18 protein-coding genes are annotated in these 16934 nt (G+C 70.5%); 12 read left to right on the forward strand and 6 right to left on the reverse strand.

Going from position 1 to position 16934, the window contains the following annotated elements:
- Positions 1-153: 153 nt before the first annotated feature.
- Complete coding sequence (gene secA / locus AIIKEEIJ_RS09300) at positions 154-2985, forward strand: preprotein translocase subunit SecA (RefSeq protein ID WP_029544610.1); 2832 nt, start codon at positions 154-156, stop codon at positions 2983-2985.
- Between the two features lie 44 nt (positions 2986-3029).
- Here the strand turns inward: secA and AIIKEEIJ_RS09305 are convergent, their stop codons facing one another.
- Positions 3030-3533: an Rv3235 family protein gene (locus AIIKEEIJ_RS09305; RefSeq protein WP_037201793.1), complete on the reverse strand. Its 504-nt coding sequence runs from the start codon at positions 3531-3533 to the stop codon at positions 3030-3032.
- 196 nt (positions 3534-3729) lie between these two features.
- Between AIIKEEIJ_RS09305 and AIIKEEIJ_RS09310 the strand changes: the two genes are divergently transcribed.
- From AIIKEEIJ_RS09310 to AIIKEEIJ_RS09335, 6 genes are all read left to right on the forward strand, one after another.
- Positions 3730-4179 carry an HAD-IA family hydrolase gene (locus tag AIIKEEIJ_RS09310; protein WP_006942692.1) on the forward strand — a complete coding sequence of 150 codons (450 nt, stop codon included), beginning with the start codon at positions 3730-3732 and terminating at the stop codon, positions 4177-4179.
- Positions 4176-5588 carry a WS/DGAT/MGAT family O-acyltransferase gene (locus AIIKEEIJ_RS09315; RefSeq protein WP_029544608.1) on the forward strand — a complete coding sequence of 471 codons (1413 nt, stop codon included), beginning with the start codon at positions 4176-4178 and terminating at the stop codon, positions 5586-5588. The genes AIIKEEIJ_RS09310 and AIIKEEIJ_RS09315 overlap by 4 nt, the downstream gene beginning before the upstream one ends.
- Before the next feature lie 3 nt (positions 5589-5591).
- Entirely contained in the window at positions 5592-6104 is a 513-nt protein-coding gene (locus AIIKEEIJ_RS09320; protein WP_006942694.1) for a DUF6912 family protein, read from the forward strand.
- Between the two features lie 106 nt (positions 6105-6210).
- On the forward strand, positions 6211-7341 hold the full coding sequence (locus AIIKEEIJ_RS09325; RefSeq protein WP_050035462.1) for a ferredoxin reductase: 1131 nt from the start codon (positions 6211-6213) through the stop codon (positions 7339-7341).
- A gap of 35 nt (positions 7342-7376) precedes the next feature.
- A complete protein-coding gene (locus tag AIIKEEIJ_RS09330; protein ID WP_161995516.1) occupies positions 7377-8609 on the forward strand; it encodes a fatty acid desaturase family protein in 1233 nt (410 codons plus the stop codon).
- 61 nt (positions 8610-8670) lie between these two features.
- Positions 8671-9906, forward strand: a complete 1236-nt coding sequence (locus AIIKEEIJ_RS09335; RefSeq protein WP_161995517.1) for a fatty acid desaturase family protein — start codon at positions 8671-8673, stop codon at positions 9904-9906.
- 78 nt (positions 9907-9984) lie between these two features.
- On the opposite strand, the gene rsgA is transcribed toward AIIKEEIJ_RS09335, so the two are convergent.
- Both rsgA and aroA read right to left on the reverse strand, forming a co-directional pair.
- Positions 9985-11004: a ribosome small subunit-dependent GTPase A gene (gene rsgA / locus AIIKEEIJ_RS09340; protein ID WP_006942701.1), complete on the reverse strand. Its 1020-nt coding sequence runs from the start codon at positions 11002-11004 to the stop codon at positions 9985-9987.
- The gene (aroA, locus tag AIIKEEIJ_RS09345; RefSeq protein WP_037200999.1) at positions 10971-12257 is read right to left on the reverse strand and encodes a 3-phosphoshikimate 1-carboxyvinyltransferase; all 1287 of its coding nucleotides are present in this window, start codon (positions 12255-12257) and stop codon (positions 10971-10973) included. The genes rsgA and aroA overlap by 34 nt, the downstream gene beginning before the upstream one ends.
- 65 nt (positions 12258-12322) lie before the next feature.
- Between aroA and AIIKEEIJ_RS09350 the strand changes: the two genes are divergently transcribed.
- A complete protein-coding gene (locus tag AIIKEEIJ_RS09350; protein ID WP_443217099.1) occupies positions 12323-12790 on the forward strand; it encodes an SOS response-associated peptidase family protein in 468 nt (155 codons plus the stop codon).
- Here the strand turns inward: AIIKEEIJ_RS09350 and ybaK are convergent.
- A complete protein-coding gene (gene ybaK / locus AIIKEEIJ_RS09355) occupies positions 12774-13271 on the reverse strand; it encodes a Cys-tRNA(Pro) deacylase (protein ID WP_161995518.1) in 498 nt (165 codons plus the stop codon). The genes AIIKEEIJ_RS09350 and ybaK overlap by 17 nt on opposite strands.
- Before the next feature lie 162 nt (positions 13272-13433).
- Between ybaK and AIIKEEIJ_RS09360 the strand changes: the two genes are divergently transcribed.
- Together AIIKEEIJ_RS09360 and rsrA are read left to right on the forward strand one after the other, a co-directional pair.
- Positions 13434-14063 (forward strand): sigma-70 family RNA polymerase sigma factor, encoded by a 630-nt coding sequence (locus AIIKEEIJ_RS09360; protein WP_037200997.1) that lies wholly within the window; start codon positions 13434-13436, stop codon positions 14061-14063.
- Complete coding sequence (rsrA, locus tag AIIKEEIJ_RS09365) at positions 14060-14344, forward strand: mycothiol system anti-sigma-R factor (protein ID WP_006942706.1); 285 nt, start codon at positions 14060-14062, stop codon at positions 14342-14344. The genes AIIKEEIJ_RS09360 and rsrA overlap by 4 nt, the downstream gene beginning before the upstream one ends.
- 64 nt (positions 14345-14408) lie before the next feature.
- Here the strand turns inward: rsrA and AIIKEEIJ_RS34295 are convergent, their stop codons facing one another.
- Positions 14409-14483, reverse strand: a complete 75-nt coding sequence (locus AIIKEEIJ_RS34295) for a 50S ribosomal protein bL37 (RefSeq protein WP_022597109.1) — start codon at positions 14481-14483, stop codon at positions 14409-14411.
- A 96-nt stretch (positions 14484-14579) separates the two neighbouring features.
- On the opposite strand from AIIKEEIJ_RS34295, the gene AIIKEEIJ_RS09370 reads away from it, so the two are divergent.
- Entirely contained in the window at positions 14580-14795 is a 216-nt protein-coding gene (locus AIIKEEIJ_RS09370) for a biotin/lipoyl-binding carrier protein (RefSeq protein ID WP_003939128.1), read from the forward strand.
- Between the two features lie 17 nt (positions 14796-14812).
- Complete coding sequence (locus AIIKEEIJ_RS09375) at positions 14813-16291, forward strand: sensor histidine kinase (protein WP_006942716.1); 1479 nt, start codon at positions 14813-14815, stop codon at positions 16289-16291.
- Between the two features lie 186 nt (positions 16292-16477).
- Here AIIKEEIJ_RS09375 and AIIKEEIJ_RS09380 read toward each other — a convergent pair whose 3' ends face one another.
- Positions 16478-16732 carry a WhiB family transcriptional regulator gene (locus AIIKEEIJ_RS09380; RefSeq protein WP_006550236.1) on the reverse strand — a complete coding sequence of 85 codons (255 nt, stop codon included), beginning with the start codon at positions 16730-16732 and terminating at the stop codon, positions 16478-16480.
- Positions 16733-16934 lie beyond the last annotated feature (202 nt).

Genomic DNA, 16934 nt, shown 5'->3' on the forward strand with positions numbered 1-16934 from the left:
AGCGGCGGCGCCTCGCGCGCCACCCTGCCGAGCGGTCGCCCGTCGTCACCTCGCTGAAAGACCGCCTACCATGGAATCCGGCCGGGGTCGATACAGGCCTCGGCCGGATTTTCGTTGCCCGTGCTGTACCCGAGATTGAGGACGAACACGCCCGTGCTGTCGCTGTCGAAGCTGCTCCGAGTCGGTGAAGGTCGCATGGTCAAGCGGCTCAAGCACATCGCCGACCACGTCGATTCCCTCTCACCCGAGTTCGAGACGCTCACCGACGAGCAGTTGCGGGCCAAGACGGACGAGTTCCGCCGGCGTTACCAGGACGGCGAGACCCTCGACGAGCTGCTGCCCGAGGCGTTCGCGACGGCCCGCGAGGCGTCGTGGCGGGTGCTGGGCCAGAAGCACTACCCGGTTCAGATCATGGGCGGCGCGGCGCTGCACTTCGGCAACATCGCCGAGATGAAGACCGGTGAGGGCAAGACCCTGACCTGTGTGCTGCCCGCCTACCTCAACGCCATCGCCGACGAGGGCGTGCACGTGGTGACGGTCAACGACTACCTCGCCAAGCGCGACTCCGAGTGGATGGGCCGGGTGCACCGGTCCCTCGGGCTCGAGACCGCGGTGATCCTGTCCGGCCTCCCGCCCGCCGAGCGGCGCGCCGCGTACGCCGCGGACATCACCTACGGCACCAACAACGAGTTCGGCTTCGACTATCTGCGCGACAACATGACGCACTCGCTCGACGATCTCGTGCAGCGCGGCCACAACTTCGCGATCGTCGACGAGGTCGACTCGATCCTCATCGACGAGGCCCGCACGCCGCTGATCATCTCGGGCCCGGCCGACGCGTCGAGCAAGTGGTACGCCGAGTTCGCGCGGATCGCGCCGCTGCTGAAGAAGGACGTCCACTACGAGGTGGACATCAAGAAGCGCACCATCGGCGTGCACGAGGCGGGGGTGGAGCTCGTCGAGGACCAGCTCGGCATCGACAACCTGTACGAGGCGGCGAACTCGCCGCTGGTGAGCTACCTCAACAACGCCATCAAGGCCAAGGAGCTGTACCAGCGCGACAAGGACTACATCGTCCGCAACGGCGAGGTGATCATCGTCGACGAGTTCACCGGCCGCATCCTCGTCGGACGGCGCTACAACGAGGGCATGCACCAGGCCATCGAGGCCAAGGAAGGCGTCGAGATCAAGGCGGAGAACCAGACGCTCGCCACGATCACGCTGCAGAACTACTTCCGCCTCTACGACAAGCTCTCCGGCATGACGGGCACCGCCGAGACCGAGGCCGCGGAGCTGCACCAGATCTACGAGCTCGGCGTGATCCCGATCCCGACGAACAAGCCGATGGTCCGCGCGGACCAGGGCGACCTGATCTACAAGACGGAGGAGGCGAAGTTCGCGGCCGTCGTCGACGACGTCGCCGAGCGCCACGCCAAGGGCCAGCCGGTCCTGATCGGCACCACCAGCGTCGAACGCTCCGAATACCTGTCCAAGCAGTTCACCAAGCGCGGCATCCCGCACAACGTGCTCAACGCCAAGTTCCACGAGCAGGAGGCGACGATCATCGCCGAGGCCGGCCGGTCCGGCGCGGTGACCGTCGCCACCAACATGGCCGGTCGCGGTACCGACATCGTGCTCGGGGGCAACCCGGACATCCTGGCCGACGTGGAGCTGCGCAAGCGGGGTCTCGACCCGGTCCACACGCCCGAGGAGTACGAGGCGGCCTGGGACGAGGTGATCGAGCGGATCAACGCCGAGGTCAAGGCCGACGCCGACAAGGTCCGGGCGGCGGGCGGCCTGTACGTCCTCGGCACCGAGCGGCACGAGTCCCGCCGTATCGACAACCAGCTGCGCGGCCGTTCCGGCCGGCAGGGCGATCCGGGTGAGTCGCGCTTCTACCTCTCGCTCGGCGACGAGCTGATGCGCCGCTTCAACGGCGCGGCGCTCGAGTCGATCATGACCCGCCTGAACCTGCCCGACGACGTGCCGATCGAGGCGAAGATGGTCTCGAAGGCCATCAAGAGCGCGCAGACGCAGGTCGAGCAGCAGAACTTCGAGATCCGCAAGAACGTCCTGAAGTACGACGAGGTGATGAACCAGCAGCGCACCGTCATCTACGACGAGCGCCGCCGCATCCTCCGCGGGGAGGACCTCGAGGGCCAGGTCGAGCACATGATCGCGGATGTGGTCACCGCGTACGTCGACGGCGCCACCGCCGAGGGCTACGTCGAGGACTGGGACCTCGAGCAGCTGTGGACGGCGCTGAAGACCCTCTACCCGGTGGGCATCGACCACAAGGAACTCACCGTCTCCACGAACGGCGAGCCCGCGGACCTCAGCCGCGAGGAACTGCGCGAGGCCCTGCTGGAGGACGCGCGCGCCGCGTACGCCCGTCGCGAGGCGGAGATCGACGCCGTCGCCGGCGAGGGCGGCATGCGCGAGCTCGAGCGCCGCGTCCTGCTGTCGGTGCTCGACCGCAAGTGGCGCGAGCACCTCTACGAGATGGACTACCTCAAGGAGGGCATCGGCCTGCGGGCGATGGCGCAGCGCGACCCGCTCGTCGAGTACCAGCGGGAGGGCTACGACATGTTCATCGGCATGCTCGAGGGCCTGAAGGAGGAGTCCGTCGGATTCCTGTTCAACCTGCAGGTCGAGGCGGCGCAGCCGCAGCCGGCCCCGGGCGTCAGCGTCACCGCCGCGTCCGCGGCCGTCACGGCGCAGGCCGCCCCCACCCTGGCGAAGCCCGCTCCCGCCCCGGCACCTCCTGCTCCCGCGCCCGCTCCGGCCGCGCTGCGCGCGAAGGGGCTCGACGAGGACGAGGAGCGCAACCTCACCTACACCGGGCCGGCCGAGGACGGCAGTGCCCAGGTGCGGCGCAGCCCCGCGACATCGTCGCCGGCCGCGTCCGCGCCCGGGACGACGGGCACCCGCCGGCAGCGCCGGGAGGCGGCACGCAAGCAGACCAAGGCGCAGCGCCGCCGCTGACGACCCGGTCCGGGCCGGAGCGCCGGCCCGGCCGCGTCGTCCGGTCAGCCCAGCCACACGGTGGTGATCAGCCAGCCGTGTGGCGTCCGGCGTGTCGTGGGATGGCGCGAGACCCGGCCGGCCAGCGCGAACACGCGGTGGCCGCGGCCGTAGGAGCCGAACAACTCGGCGGTGTCGGCGTCGACCGCGCGCAGCCGGGTCCGCAGGAGCACCGCGGTCCCCGTGTCGCCCGACTTCGCCACGGCGGCGACGGTCGCGTGCAGCGACGAATGCAGCACCGCGGCGAGTTGGGTCTCCGGGCGGCGCCGGTCGGCCACCTCGAGGATCAACCGGGCCGCGAGGTCGGCGAACCGTCGCGCCGCCGGATCCACCTCCGGCAGCGGCCGGCCGGCCGGCGGCGCCGAGGCGCGCACCGAGCGGCCGTCGTGCGGGGTGAGGCGGCGCCGCGCGTGCCGGCGATGCGGTCCGGCCGGGCAACAGCGCTGCACCGGCGGCTCGAACGGAACGATGCGCCGGACGTAGTGGGCGTCGCCGTGCGGAGATGTCATCGGTTCTCCCGGATCCAGGGGGGCGACGTCGGCGCGGAACGGCCGACGCCCGGTGTGCGGACCCCGGGAGAGGACGGAGTCGCCGGTCATGGTGCCACATCCGCGCCGAGGAGGCGCGAGCATGGCGGGTCCGGTGTCGCCGCGTCGTTCGGGCTGTTGCATCGCCGAACCGGTGCTCGCGAACTAGGGTGAGGCGATGCGTGGACTGGTGCTCGATTTCGGTGGGGTGCTCGCGGGCCCCGGCACGGACGCGGCCGCGCTCGGTGGGGTGCTCGCCGAGGTGCGCCGGCGCGGCGTGCGCACCGCGATCCTCAGCAACGATCCGGGTGGTCCCGCGGCCGGCCCGCTGCGCGATCTCGGGCGCGGCCGGCTGGTGGACGAGGTGGTGCTGTCCGGAGACGTGGGCACCGCCAAACCGGACCCGCGCAGCTACCTGCTGGTGGCCCGGCGTCTCGGGCTCGAACCGTCGGCGTGCGTGTTCGTCGACGACCTGCGGGTGAACGTGGACGGCGCGGTCGCGGCGGGGATGGTCGGCGTGCATCATGCCGATGCCGCCGAGGTGGTGGCGGAATTGACGGTGCTGTTCGGCCTCGGCGAGTCGTCGCGGGCCGGGGCGCCGCGGGACGAGGGGGATGTCGGGCGATGACCAACCGGATGTCGGCTCAGGACGCGTCGTTCTACTTTCTGGAGACGAGCAATACGCCGATGCACATCGGCTCGCTCGCCATCCTGGAGCAGCCGCGCGGTGGGCTCGACTACGAGGACGTGCTGCGGCTGGTGGAGCGACGTCTCGCGGCGGTGCCGCGGTACCGGCAGAAGGCCCGCGAGGTCGCGCTCGGCCTGGCGCGGCCCGTGTGGGTCGACGACCGCGACTTCGACATCACCTACCACGTGCGGCGCTCGGCATTGCCGCGGCCCGGCTCCGAAGCGCAGCTGCACGACCTGTTGGCCCGGCTGATCTCCCGTCCTCTCGACCGTTCGCGCCCGCTGTGGGAGATGTATCTCGTCGAGGGCCTGGCCGGCGACCGGTGCGCCCTGTTCACCAAGACCCACTCGGCCCTGGTGGACGGCGAGGAGGCACTCGAGATCGGGCAGGTGCTCTTCGAGCCCACCGAGACTCCCCGGGTGGATCCGGAGGAGCTGTGGATGCCGGAACCGGAGCCGAGCGACTCGGCGCTGGTGTTCGGCGCGCTCGCGGAGCTGGTGGCCCGCCCCGGCGAGGCCGTGTCGGGGTTGCGGGCGGCCGTCGGCGATCTGGCCGCCACCGCCGGCGAGGCGCTGGATGTGGTGGGCCGGTTGGCGCGCACCGCCGCCCAGTCCGCGCCCGGCAGCCCGCTGAATGCCTCGATCTCGCGCAACCGCCGGTTCGCGGTGGTCAAGGCCGATCTCGAGCTGTACCGGAAGATCCGGGCCCGCTACGGCTGCACCATCAACGACGTCGTGCTGGCGGTGATCGCGGGGGCGCTGCGGTACTGGCTGCTCTCACGCGGGGAGCCGCTGACGGAGGCGACGGTGGTGCGGGCGATGGTGCCGATGTCGGTGTACACGCAGGACCCGGATGCGCCCGACGAGGGTGGGGACGTGTCCGCGGCGGGGCCGCGCGGGGAGGTCTCGACCTTCCTGGTGGACCTTCCGGTCGGTGAACCGAACGCGGTCGTCCGCCTGTCCCACATCTCGCACGCCGGGGAGGCCTACTCGCGGCAGGGCCGGCGGGTGCCGGCGCGGTCGATGATGCGGCTGTCCGGGTTCGCGCCCGCGACCATGCACGCGGTCGGGGCGCGTGTCGCGAGTGGTTTCTCCCAGCGCATGTTCAACCTGATGATCACGAACGCACCGGGTCCGCAGCATCCCCTCTACCTCGCCGGGGCGCGGGTGCTCGAGATGTACCCGATCTCGCCCCTGCTGAAGAACCAGGCACTGAGCGTCGCGTTGACGTCGTACGACGGCAACGTCTACTACGGTCTGAATGCGGACCGCGACGCCATGCCCGATGTGGAGGTGCTGACGTCGCTGCTGCACGAGTCGCTCGAGGAGTTGTTGGATGCCAGTAGGTGAGTTGTGACACGGGTGTACGTGCCGGCCACGATCGAGACGTTGAAGCGGTTGGTCGCCGACGGCGAGTTCGAGGCGGTGAGCCGCACCGCGTTCGCGGTCACCCCCGCGTTGCGCGAGGCGTACACCTCCGGCGACGACGAGGAACTCGCCGAGGTCGCGATGGCCGAGGCGGCCCGCGCCTCGTTGCGGTTGCTCGCCGGCCGGGCCGACGACGACCCGGCTCCCGAGTTCGGCCTGCGCCGGGTGGTCGTGGCCGCGGACGTCGACGGGGTGACTTTGCGCCCGGATCTCGACGATGCGGTGGTCCGGCTGCCCGGACCGGTGCCGCTGTCCGCGGTCGCGTCGGTGCACGTGGACCTCGCCGCCGCGGAGCCGGACATCGCCCGTGCCCTCCCGGTCGTGGACGCGGCCGACCTCGGCGACGAGGAGGCGGAGTTCGTGCTGGGCGACGCCGAGGACCACGAACTCGCCTGGTACGCCGCCCAGGAACTGCAGTTCCTGCTCGAGTTGCTCTGAGCTGCTCCCGGCCCCGAGTGTGACGGCTGTCTCGCCGCAACCTACGCCTCCGTAGGGAGCTGGTAACCTACGGAGGCGTAGCCCCTGGACGAGGAGAAGTGATCGGATGGGTCTGAAGGACTGGATCGAGCGGCCGGCGGCGCATGTCGCGACGAGGGACCGATCCGTGTCGAATCTCCTGCGCGGCGCGGCCGCGCGGTTGACGACACCGCTCCTGCCCGACGACTACCTGCACCTCGCCAACCCGCTGTGGTCGGCGCGTGAGCTGCGCGGCCGCATCGTCGAGGTCCGCCGCGAGACCGCCGACTCCGCGACGCTCGTCATCAAGCCCGGCTGGGGCTTCGACTTCGGGTACGCGCCGGGCCAGTACATCGGCATCGGGCTGCACGTCGACGGCCGCTGGCACTGGCGTTCGTACTCGCTGACCTCGTCGCCCACCTGGGACCGCAAGCTCATCTCGATCACCGTCAAGGCCATGACCGACGGTTTCCTGTCGAGTCACCTCGTGAGCGGCGTGCCCGCGGGCACGATCGTGCGGCTCGCCGCGCCCAAGGGCGAGTTCGTCCTGTCCGACCCCCCGCCGCCGAAGATCCTCTTCCTCACCGCGGGCAGCGGCATCACCCCGATCATGTCGATGCTGCGCACCCTCGACCGCCGGTCGCTGCAGGCGCATGCCGAGCTGCCCGACGTCGTGCACGTGCACTCGGCGCCCACCGCCCCCGAGGTGATGTTCGCCGACGAGATCGCCCGCTTCGGTGCGGACCACGAGCAGTACCGCCCATACGTGCGGCTGACGCGGGAGCAGGGCAAGTTCACCCTCGCCGAGCTGGACACGGTGTGCCCGGACTGGCGGGAGCGCCAGGTGTGGGCGTGTGGCCCGCAGGCGATGCTCGACGACATGGAGCGGTTCTGGGATGCCGCGGGCCTGCCGGAGCGGCTCCATCTGGAACGCTTCGCCGTCACCCGGGCGGATACCTCCGGCGCCGGCGGCACGGTGACCTTCGCCAAGTCGGGCAAGACCGTCACCGTCGACGGTGCGACGACCCTGCTCGAGGCGGGTGAGAGCGCCGGCGCCCTGATGCCGTTCGGCTGCCGGATGGGAATCTGTCAGACTTGTGTGGTGCCCCTGGAGAAGGGGCACGTCGTCGATCTCCGGTCCGGCAAGGAACACGCCGAGGGGGAGCGGGTTCAGACCTGCATCTCCGCGGCTGCCGGAGACTGCACGCTCGGCGCCTGACGCACTACCGACCCGGACCAGGGGGAAGGACCCCGGTGGCAATCACCGACATCACCGAGTTCGCGCACCTCACCGACGCGGACATCGAGGAACTCGGCCGCGAGTTCGACGCGATCCGTCGCGACATCGAGGACACCCGGGGGCTGCGCGACGCCCGCTACATCCGCAACACGATCCGGCTGCAACGCGTGCTCGAGATCGGCGGCCGGGCGGCGCTGTTCGGCAGCCGCCGGCGTCCGCTGTGGCTGCTCGGCACGGGCTTGCTCTCCCTGTCGAAGATCATCGAGAACATGGAGCTCGGGCACAACGTGATGCACGGGCAGTGGGACTGGATGAACGACCCGGAGATCCACTCGACGTCGTGGGAGTGGGACCAGACGGGTCCGTCGCAGCACTGGAAGCGCGCCCACAACTACGCGCACCACACCTATACGAACATCGTCGGCATGGACGACGATGTGGGATTCGGCATCCTGCGGATGACGCGCGACGAGAAGTGGCGGCCGATCAACCTGCTGCAGCCCGTGGCCAACCTGATCTTGGCGGCCACCTTCGAGTGGGGCATCGCCCTGCACGACCTCGGAGCCGAGAAGAAGGCGTGCGGTGTGCCGCCGGGGCAGCGGAACTCCCAGCCCACCAAGGACTTTGCCCGGAAGATCGCGCGGCAGCTGGGCAAGGACCTGGTGCTGTTCCCGGCCATGACGGGCCGGGCGTGGCGCAGCACGATCACCGCGAACCTCACGGCCAACCTGGTGCGGAACCTGTGGGCGTACGTGGTGATCTTCTGCGGTCACTTCCCCGACGGCGCCGAGAAGTTCACCGTGGCGCAGTACGAGAACGAGACGCAGGGCCAGTGGTACCTGCGGCAGCTGCTCGGTAGCGCCAACATCGATGCCGGTCCGGTGATGGCCTTCATGACCGGCAACCTGAGCTACCAGATCGAGCACCACCTGTTCCCGGACCTGCCCAGCAACCGCTACCCGGAGATCGCGGAGCGGGTGCGCACGCTGTGTGCGAAGTACGACCTGCCGTACACGAGCGGTCCGCTCGGCAAGCAGTACCTGCTGGCGCTGCGCACGATCCACAAGCTGGCGTTGCCGGACGCGTGGTTGCGGGCGACGTCGGACGACGCCCCGGAGACCTCCTCCGAGCGCAAGTTCCGGCGTCCCGATCTGCCGCGGGTGCGGTCGGTGGGGGAGCGTCGCGAGGGGCTGGCGACCGCACTGCAGACATTGCGCGCCGCCAAACGCTCCGCCCGGCGGAAGTGATCTGCCGCACAAGCTACATCTCCGTAACCTACGGACTCGTAACCTACGGTACGGTAGGCGCATGGCCATTTCGGACATCAAGGAGTACGCGCACCTCACGGAGGCGGACGTCGAGGCCCTCGGCCGAGAACTCGACGCCATCCGGCGAGACATCGAGGACTCCCGCGGCGAACGCGACGCCCGCTACATCCGCAACACGATCCGGCTGCAGCGCGGCCTGGAACTCGGCGGGCGCGCGGCGCTGTTCGGCAGCCGCCGGCGTCCGCTGTGGCTGCTCGGTGCGGGCCTGCTCGGCGTCTCGAAGATCATCGAGAACATGGAGCTCGGGCACAATGTGATGCACGGGCAGTGGGACTGGATGAACGATCCCGAGGTCCACTCCGCCAGCTGGGAGTGGGACAACGCCGACCCGTCCGCGCACTGGAAGCAGACCCACAACTACCTGCACCACAAGTACACCAACATCCTCGGCATGGACGACGACGTGGGATACGGCCTGCTGCGGGTCACGCGGGACCAGCGCTGGTCGCCGTTCAACTACGGCAACATCGTCTACAACGCGCTGCTCGCCCTGCTGTTCCAGTACGGCGTCGCGGTCCAGCATCTCGAGCTCGGCAAGGTGGCCAAGGGCCGCGACGACCGCGCCGAGACCAAGCGCAAGCTGCGCGAGGTCGGGGACAAGATCGGTCGCCAGATCGTCAAGGACTACGTGGTCTACCCGGCGCTGACGGGCAAGGCCTGGAAGTCCACGCTGACCGCGAACATGACGGCGAACGTCATCCGGAACCTGTGGACCAACGCGGTCATCTTCTGCGGGCACTTCCCCGACGGCGCCGAGAAGTTCACCAAGGCCGACGTCGACAACGAGTCGCAGGCGCAGTGGTACCTGCGGCAGATGCTCGGCAGCGCCAACATCTCCGGTGGTCCGTTGATGGATTTCATGACGGGCAACCTGAGCTACCAGATCGAGCACCACCTGTTCCCGGACCTGCCGTCCAACCGGTACGCCGAGATCGCGGTGAAGGTCCGGCAGCTGTGCGACAAGTACGACCTGCCGTACACCACCGGCCCGCTCGCGGTGCAGTACTTCAAGTCGTGGCGCACCATCGCCAAGCTGTCGCTGCCGAACAAGTACCTCGCCGACACCCCGGACGCCGCACCCGAAACCGCGTCCGAACGCGGCTTCGGCGGCACCGCCGTGGTGGACCCCGCGACCGGCCGGCGACGCGGTCTGGCGACCGCGATCCGCGAGAACCGCCGGGTCCGCGGCGTGCGCCGCCTCCTGGGCATGCGCTGATCCCGAGCCCGCATCGAGCGCCCGGCGTCCCCGTGACGCCGGGCGCTCGGCGTCACGGGCCGTATCACCGGCTCTCGGTCACCAGGTCTCGTTCGCGGCGATCGCGGTCAACAGAGCCCGCACCGCCATCGCGCGGCGCCGGGACTTGCCCTCGAGTTCGTCGAGCGCGCACTCGGGATCCGCAGGCGGGCCCAGGTGGGTGCAGCCGCGGGGGCAGGCCTCCACCGCCTCGGCAAGATCCGAGAAGGCGGCGATCACGTTGTCGGCGCCGATGTGCGCGAGTCCGAACGACCTGATACCGGGCGTGTCGATCACCCAACCACCGCCCGGCAGCGGCAACGCCACCGACTGCGTGGAGGTGTGCCGGCCCTTCCCGACGCCCGAGACCGCCCCGATGGCCCGGTCGGCATCCGGGACGAGTCTGTTGACCAGGGTCGACTTCCCGACGCCGGAGTGGCCGATCAGGGCCGTCACCTTGCCGGTGAGCATCTCCCGGAGTTCCGTCAGGTCCCGATCCTGTCCGGCCAGCATCACGCGGACGTCCAGGTCGGCGAATTGCGCGGTGAACTCGGCCGGATCGGCGAGATCGCTCTTGGTCAGGCACAGCACCGGGTCGAGACCGCCCGCGTACGCGGCAACCATGGACCGTTCGACCAGCCCGGTCCGCGGCGGCGGATCGGCCAGCGCGACGACGATCAGCAGTTGCTCCGCGTTGGCCACGACGATCCGCTCGAACGGGTCGGTGTCGTCGGCGGTGCGGCGCAGCACCGTGGTGCGCTCCTCTACCCGCACGATCCGCGCCAGGGTGTCGGGCCGTCCCGACAGGTCCCCGACCACGGCGACCCGGTCGCCGACCACGACGGGGGTGCGGCCGAGCTCACGGGCCCGCATCGCCACCACCGGCCGTGCCGGATCGCCGCCCAGCACGCAGCCCCACCGACCGCGGTCGACCGAGACCACCATCGCCTCGGCGGCGTCGAGATGAGCCGGCCGGTCCTTCGTGCGCGGACGCGAGCCCTTGCCCGGACGGATCCGGACATCGGACTCGTCGTAGGTGCGCCGGCTCAGGAGCGTGCTCCCGTCAGCATCCCGGCCCACAGCTCGGGGAAGTTCGGCAGGGTCTTGGCGGTCGTGCCGATGTCCTCGACCTCGACGCCGTCGACCACGAGGCCCACGATCGCGCCCGCCGTGGCCATCCGGTGATCCGCGTACGAATGCCAGCGCCCGCCGTGCAGTGGCGCGGGCACGATGTGCAGGCCGTCGGCGGTCTCGGTCGCGGCGCCGCCGAGCTTGCCGAGCTCCGTGGCCAGGGCGGCCAGGCGGTCCGTCTCGTGCCCGCGCAGGTGCGCGATGCCCCGCAGCGTGGACGGGGTCGTCGCCAGCGCCGCGAGCGCTGCGACGGTGGGGGCGAGCTCACCCACGTCGTGCAGGTCGATGTCGAGGCCGCGCAGGCGCTCCGGGCCGCGCACGGTGAGCGTGCCGCCGGACAGGGCGACGTCGGCGCCCATCTGCTGGAGGATGCCGCGGATCGCGTCGCCGGCCTGGGTGGTGCGCTGCGGCCACCGCGGCACCGACACCGTGCCGCCCGTGACGGCCGCGGCCGCCAGGAACGGGGTCGCATTGGACAGATCCGGCTCGACCACGCGGTCCACCGCGCGGATCGGGCCCGGCGCGACCCGCCAGGTGTCGGGCACGGTGGTGTCCACCGTCACCGCGGACTCGCGCAGCATGTCGACGGTCATGTCGATGTGCGGCATGGACGGCACGGCCGCCCCGGCGTGCCGGACCGTGACGCCCTCGTCGAACGCCGCGGCGGACAGTAGCAGCCCCGAGACGAACTGCGACGAGCCGGACGCGTCGATGGTGACGACACCGCCGCGCAGGCGGCCGCGCCCGTGCACGGTGAAGGGCAGGGTGTCGCCGTCGACGTCGGCGCCGAGCGAGCGCAGGGCCTCGAGGACCGTGCCCATCGGCCGCGTGCGCGCCTGCTCGTCGCCGTCGAAGAAGACGTCGCCGTCGGCCAGTGCCGCGACGGGCGGCACGAATCGCATCACCGTGCCGGCCAGGCCGCAGTCCACCCGGGCGCCGTGCAGCCGGCCGGGGGTGACGTGCAGGGTGGTGCCGTCGTCGCGTTCGTCGATCGTCGCGCCGAGTCCGCGCAGGGCGCCGATCATCAGGTCGGTGTCGCGGCTGCGCAGCGCGCCGGTCACGGTCGACGGGCCGTCCGCGAGGGCGGCGAGGATCAGGGCGCGGTTGGTGATCGACTTGGACCCGGGCAGCGTGACGGAACTGTCGACGGGTGACTCGGCTCGGGGCGCACTCCACGGATTCACCCGTCCATCTTCGCCCATCCGCGCGCGAGGGCCACACCTGCCACACTTCGAAGCCGTGTGCGGCCGGCATGCGGTGACGGCGGATCCGGCGGATGCGCTGGGGGACCGTCCCGTCGTTCGCCGCCGAGATCGACCGGAGCGCAACGCTTTTCAACGCCCGCTCCGAATCGACCGCGCTCGAGCCCGCTTTCGCGCGGCCGGTGCGGCACCGGCGGTGCCTGGTGCCGACGGACGGCTGGTACGAGTGGCAGCACGACCCGTCGTCGGCCGACGGCAGGGCCGGCCCTGCCGGCAAGGCTGGCAGGGCCGGGCGGATCCCGTACTACATGTCCCCGCGGGACGGCTCGCGCCACTGCACGGCCGGGCTGTGGTCGCGGTGGTCCGATCCGAAGTCGAGCCGCGAGGCGGTGGCCTCGATCACGATCCGGCGTGTGTCGGCCGTGGTCGGCAGCGTCCGCAACCACGGTCCCGGACTGCTCGCCCCCGCCCGCCCGCCGCCGAGCAGCTCACCCTGCTCTGACGCCCGGCGCCGAATCAGGCCCCGGTGGTGATCGGCGCCACCACCGCGCCCGCCAGCCGCACCAGGTCCGCCGGCGCGAGTTCGATCTCGAGGCCGCGGCGTCCCGCGCTGCACAGGACCCGATCCCACTGTTGCGCGGAGGCGTCGACGGCGGTGCGCAGCCGGCTGCGCTGGCCCAGCGGTGAAATCCCCCCGAGGACGTAGCCGGTGGCGCGCTCGGCGTCGCTGCGCTCGGCCATGACCGCCTTACCGCCACCGAGGGCGGCCGCCGCCGCCTTGAGCGAGAGGGTCGCCGGGACCGGGATCACGGCCACCGCGAGCTTGCCGTCGGAGAGCTTGATCACCAGGGTCTTGAAGACCTGCGCGGGGACCACCCCGAGCCGCTGCCCGAGCATCTCGACGGCCTCGGAGCCGAAGGAGCCGGCCCGCGGGTCGTGCGGGTACTCGTGGACGCGGTGGGTGACGTTCTCGCGCAGCAGCAGCTTCGTCGCGGGAGTGGAGGTCGAGGCCATGCGCGCCAATGTAGGGAACAAGGGCCGGACCTGTCGTGTTGATTCCGGGTGGCCGCCCCGATCGGGCGCGGCCGGTGACCAAGAGCGAGGGAGTACCGCGTGCCTGTGCTGTGCCCGCCCCGACCGGTAGCCTTCACGGATACGGCAAGTGAAGGGATCGGTGTGGTCGAGGAGTCTGGTGCGGAACTGGCCGAACGGTTCGAGCGGGATGCACTGCCCCTGCTCGATCAGCTCTACGGCGCGGCCCTGCGGATGACCCGCAACCCTGCGGACGCGGAGGATCTGGTTCAGGAGACGTATATCAAGGCGTTCTCCGCCTTCTCCTCGTTCAAGGAGGGCACCAACCTCAAGGCGTGGTTGTACCGCATCCTGACGAACACCTACATCAACTCCTACCGCAAGAAGCAGCGCCAGCCCGCGCAGTACCCGACGGAGGAGATCACCGACTGGCAGCTCGCGGCGACCGCCGAGCACAGCTCCACCGGTCTGCGGTCGGCCGAGGTCGAGGCGCTCGACGCGCTTCCCGACGACGACGTCAAGGCTGCGCTGCAGGAGCTGCCCGAGGAGTTCCGGATGGCGGTGTACTACGCCGACGTCGAGGGCTTCCCGTACAAGGAGATCGCGGAGATCATGGGCACCCCCATCGGCACGGTGATGTCGCGGCTGCACCGCGGCCGCAAGCAGTTGCGCGGCCTGCTGGCCGATGTCGCGCGGGAGCGGGGATTCAACCGGAGCGGAGCCGTCGACGCGGCCGTCGGAGACGGTGCGGACAAGAAGGAGGTCTCGAGGTGAGCGAGTCGGCCGACTTCGATCAGCTCGACTGTTCCGCGGTGATCGCGGACGTCTACCTGCTGCTCGACAGCGAGTGCGACGATCGGTCGCGTGAGCGCCTGCAGCGCCATCTCGACGACTGCGGGTCCTGCCTCGAGGCGTACGGGCTCGAGTCCCAGCTCAAGTCCCTGCTGAGCCGCAAATGCGGCGGCGAGCACGCTCCGGAGGGCCTCCGGGAGCGGCTGCTGATAGAGATCCGGCGGACCGTCGTCGTGACGACCCGCACCGACGTCCGGGATTGAGCCACCAACGAGTGAGGGGGCCGGAAGCAGCTGCTACCGGCCCCCTCACGCGTGTGCGCGCGCCTCAGGCGTTGGGACGCTTGCCGTGGTTGGCGGCGTTGCCCTTGCGGCTGCGCTTCTTGCGGCCTCGCTTACCCATGGTCCGATCTCCTTTCTGGTTCATTACAGTGTTTCACGTGTGGTCCGGTGGCCCTGAAAGCAGGGCCACCGTCTTCTTCGTGGAATGAGGTGCCCGATGGCCGAGGACGTGCGCGCCGAGATGGTCTCCACCGTGTTCGAGGTGGTCGTGCAGGAGGGGGACGTCGTCGCCGAAGGCGACACACTGGTGATCCTGGAGTCCATGAAGATGGAGATCCCGGTGCTCGCCGAGACGTCGGGCACCGTGACATCGCTGGACGTGGTCGTCGGCGACGTCGTCCAGCAGGGCGATCTCATCGCGGTCATCTCCTGAGTCCGCACGTGCCCCCCGTGTCCACCCTCAGTGCCCTCCTCGCCGAGCACACCGACCTGCCGGGCGGTGCGGTCGATCACCTCCAGCGGGTCGTCGGCGAATGGCAGTTGCTCGCGGACCTGTCCTTCGCGGACGTCCTGTTGTGGGTGAGCGCGGAGCCGGGTGGGGTGGTGTGCGTGGCGCAGTGCCGGCCCACCACCGCCTCGACCGTGCTGCCCGAGGACATGGTGGGTTCGGTGGTCTCCGAACGGGAGCACCCACACGTGCTGCGGGCCCTCGAGACCGGAGTGGTCGTCTCCGCGGACTCACGGCCCAGCCACGTCGCGCCCCTGCGCCGTCAGGCCGTGCCGGTCCGCTGGGACGGGCAGGTCATCGCGGTCCTGAGCCGCGACGCGGCGACCGTGGCGCGGCGCACCAAGAGCGCCCTCGAGACCGCCTACCTCGAATGCGCCGACGCCTTGTTCACGATGATCTGCGAAGGCACCTTCCCGAATCCGGAATCCCGATCCGACACCAAGTCCAGTCCGCGGGCCGGGGACGGCTTCATCCGCCTCGACCGGTCCGGCCGGGTGGTGTACGCGAGCCCGAACGCCCTGTCCGCCTACCACCGGATGGGCCTGAACTCCGACCTGCTCGGCCAGAACCTGATCGAGACGACGCGCGCGCTGGTGACCGATCCGTTCGAGAGCGAGGACGTCGAGACCTATCTGCGCGGAGCGGTGCACGGCAAGCTGGGACGGCCCATGGAGATCGAGGCCCGCGGCGCCACCGTGCTGCTGCGCGCGCTGGTGCTCGCGCCCGGCGGCCGGCTCGAGGGCGCTGCGGTGGTCATCCGCGACGTCACCGAGGTCAAGCGGCGCGACCGGGCGTTGCTGAGCAAGGACGCCACCATCCGGGAGATCCACCACCGGGTGAAGAACAACCTGCAGACGGTCGCGGCCCTGCTGCGGCTGCAAGCACGGCGCACCGGCAACACCGAGGCCCGGCAGGCCCTCGCCGAGGCGGTACGCCGGGTGACGTCGATCGCGCTCGTGCACGAAGCGCTGTCGATGTCGGTGGACGAGGAGGTCGATCTCGACGACGTCGTCGACCGGCTGATCCCCATCGTCGTCGACGTCGCGGCCGTGGGCAGCCAGGTCCGGGTGCGCCGGGAGGGCAGCCTCGGGGTCTTCCCCGCCGAGCGGGCGACACCGCTGGTGATGGTGCTCACCGAACTCGTGCAGAACTCCGTGGAACACGCCTTCGACCCGGGTGCCTCCGGCACCGTGACGCTGCGCGCCGAGCGGTCGGCCCGCTGGCTCGACGTGGTGGTCCACGACGAGGGCAAGGGTCTGCCGGAGGGGTTCGACCTCGGCAGCTCGGACCGCCTGGGCCTGCAGATCGTGCGCACGCTCGTCGCCGCGGAACTCGGCGGGACGTTGCGGCTCGAACGGGCTGCGCCGACCGGCACGGACGCGCGGCTGCGGGTTCCGCTGGGCCGGGTGACACTCGGCTGAGACGGTCTCGCCGTGTCCCTGCTGGGACGGTGTCGCCGTGTCCCTGCCGGGACGGTGTCGCCGTGTCCCTGCCGGGACGGTGTTGCCGTGTCCCTGCCGGGACGGGGGAGCGCGGCCTCCGGACGCGGGAAGGCCCGGCACCGAAACGGTGCCGGGCCTTCCCGGAGCTCTGTGGCGTAGGTCGCGTCAGACCGCGGTGCGTGCCCGGGTACGGGCGTTGCGGCGCTTGAGGGCGCGACGCTCGTCCTCGCTCATGCCGCCCCAGACGCCCGCGTCCTGGCCGGACTCGAGGGCCCACGAGAGGCACTCGGCGGTGACGGGGCAGCGGTTGCACACGAGCTTGGCGTCGGCGATCTGCGCGAGGGCCGGACCGCTGTTGCCGACGGGGAAGAACAGCTCGGGATCCTCGTCGCGGCAGATGGCCTTGTGGCGCCAGTCCATGCTTCTACTCTCCTTCGATAGTGCTCGTCGCACCGGCTGATCGTGGTGGCAAGTTCATGTGCGCGTCGGCAAGTGTTTCCGCGCGGTTACTTGTGAATGCTTTCACGAACCAGCGTGAAGTCAATAGAAAACGTCACGACCGTGGGGAAGCTCACGCCGACGGTGTCCCGGGTATTTGGGTTCGAACTTCCTTTGTACACCT

Origin of the sequence: Rhodococcus sp. YH1, assembly GCF_009939605.1 — a bacterium.
GTDB lineage: Bacteria > Actinomycetota > Actinomycetes > Mycobacteriales > Mycobacteriaceae > Rhodococcus > Rhodococcus aetherivorans.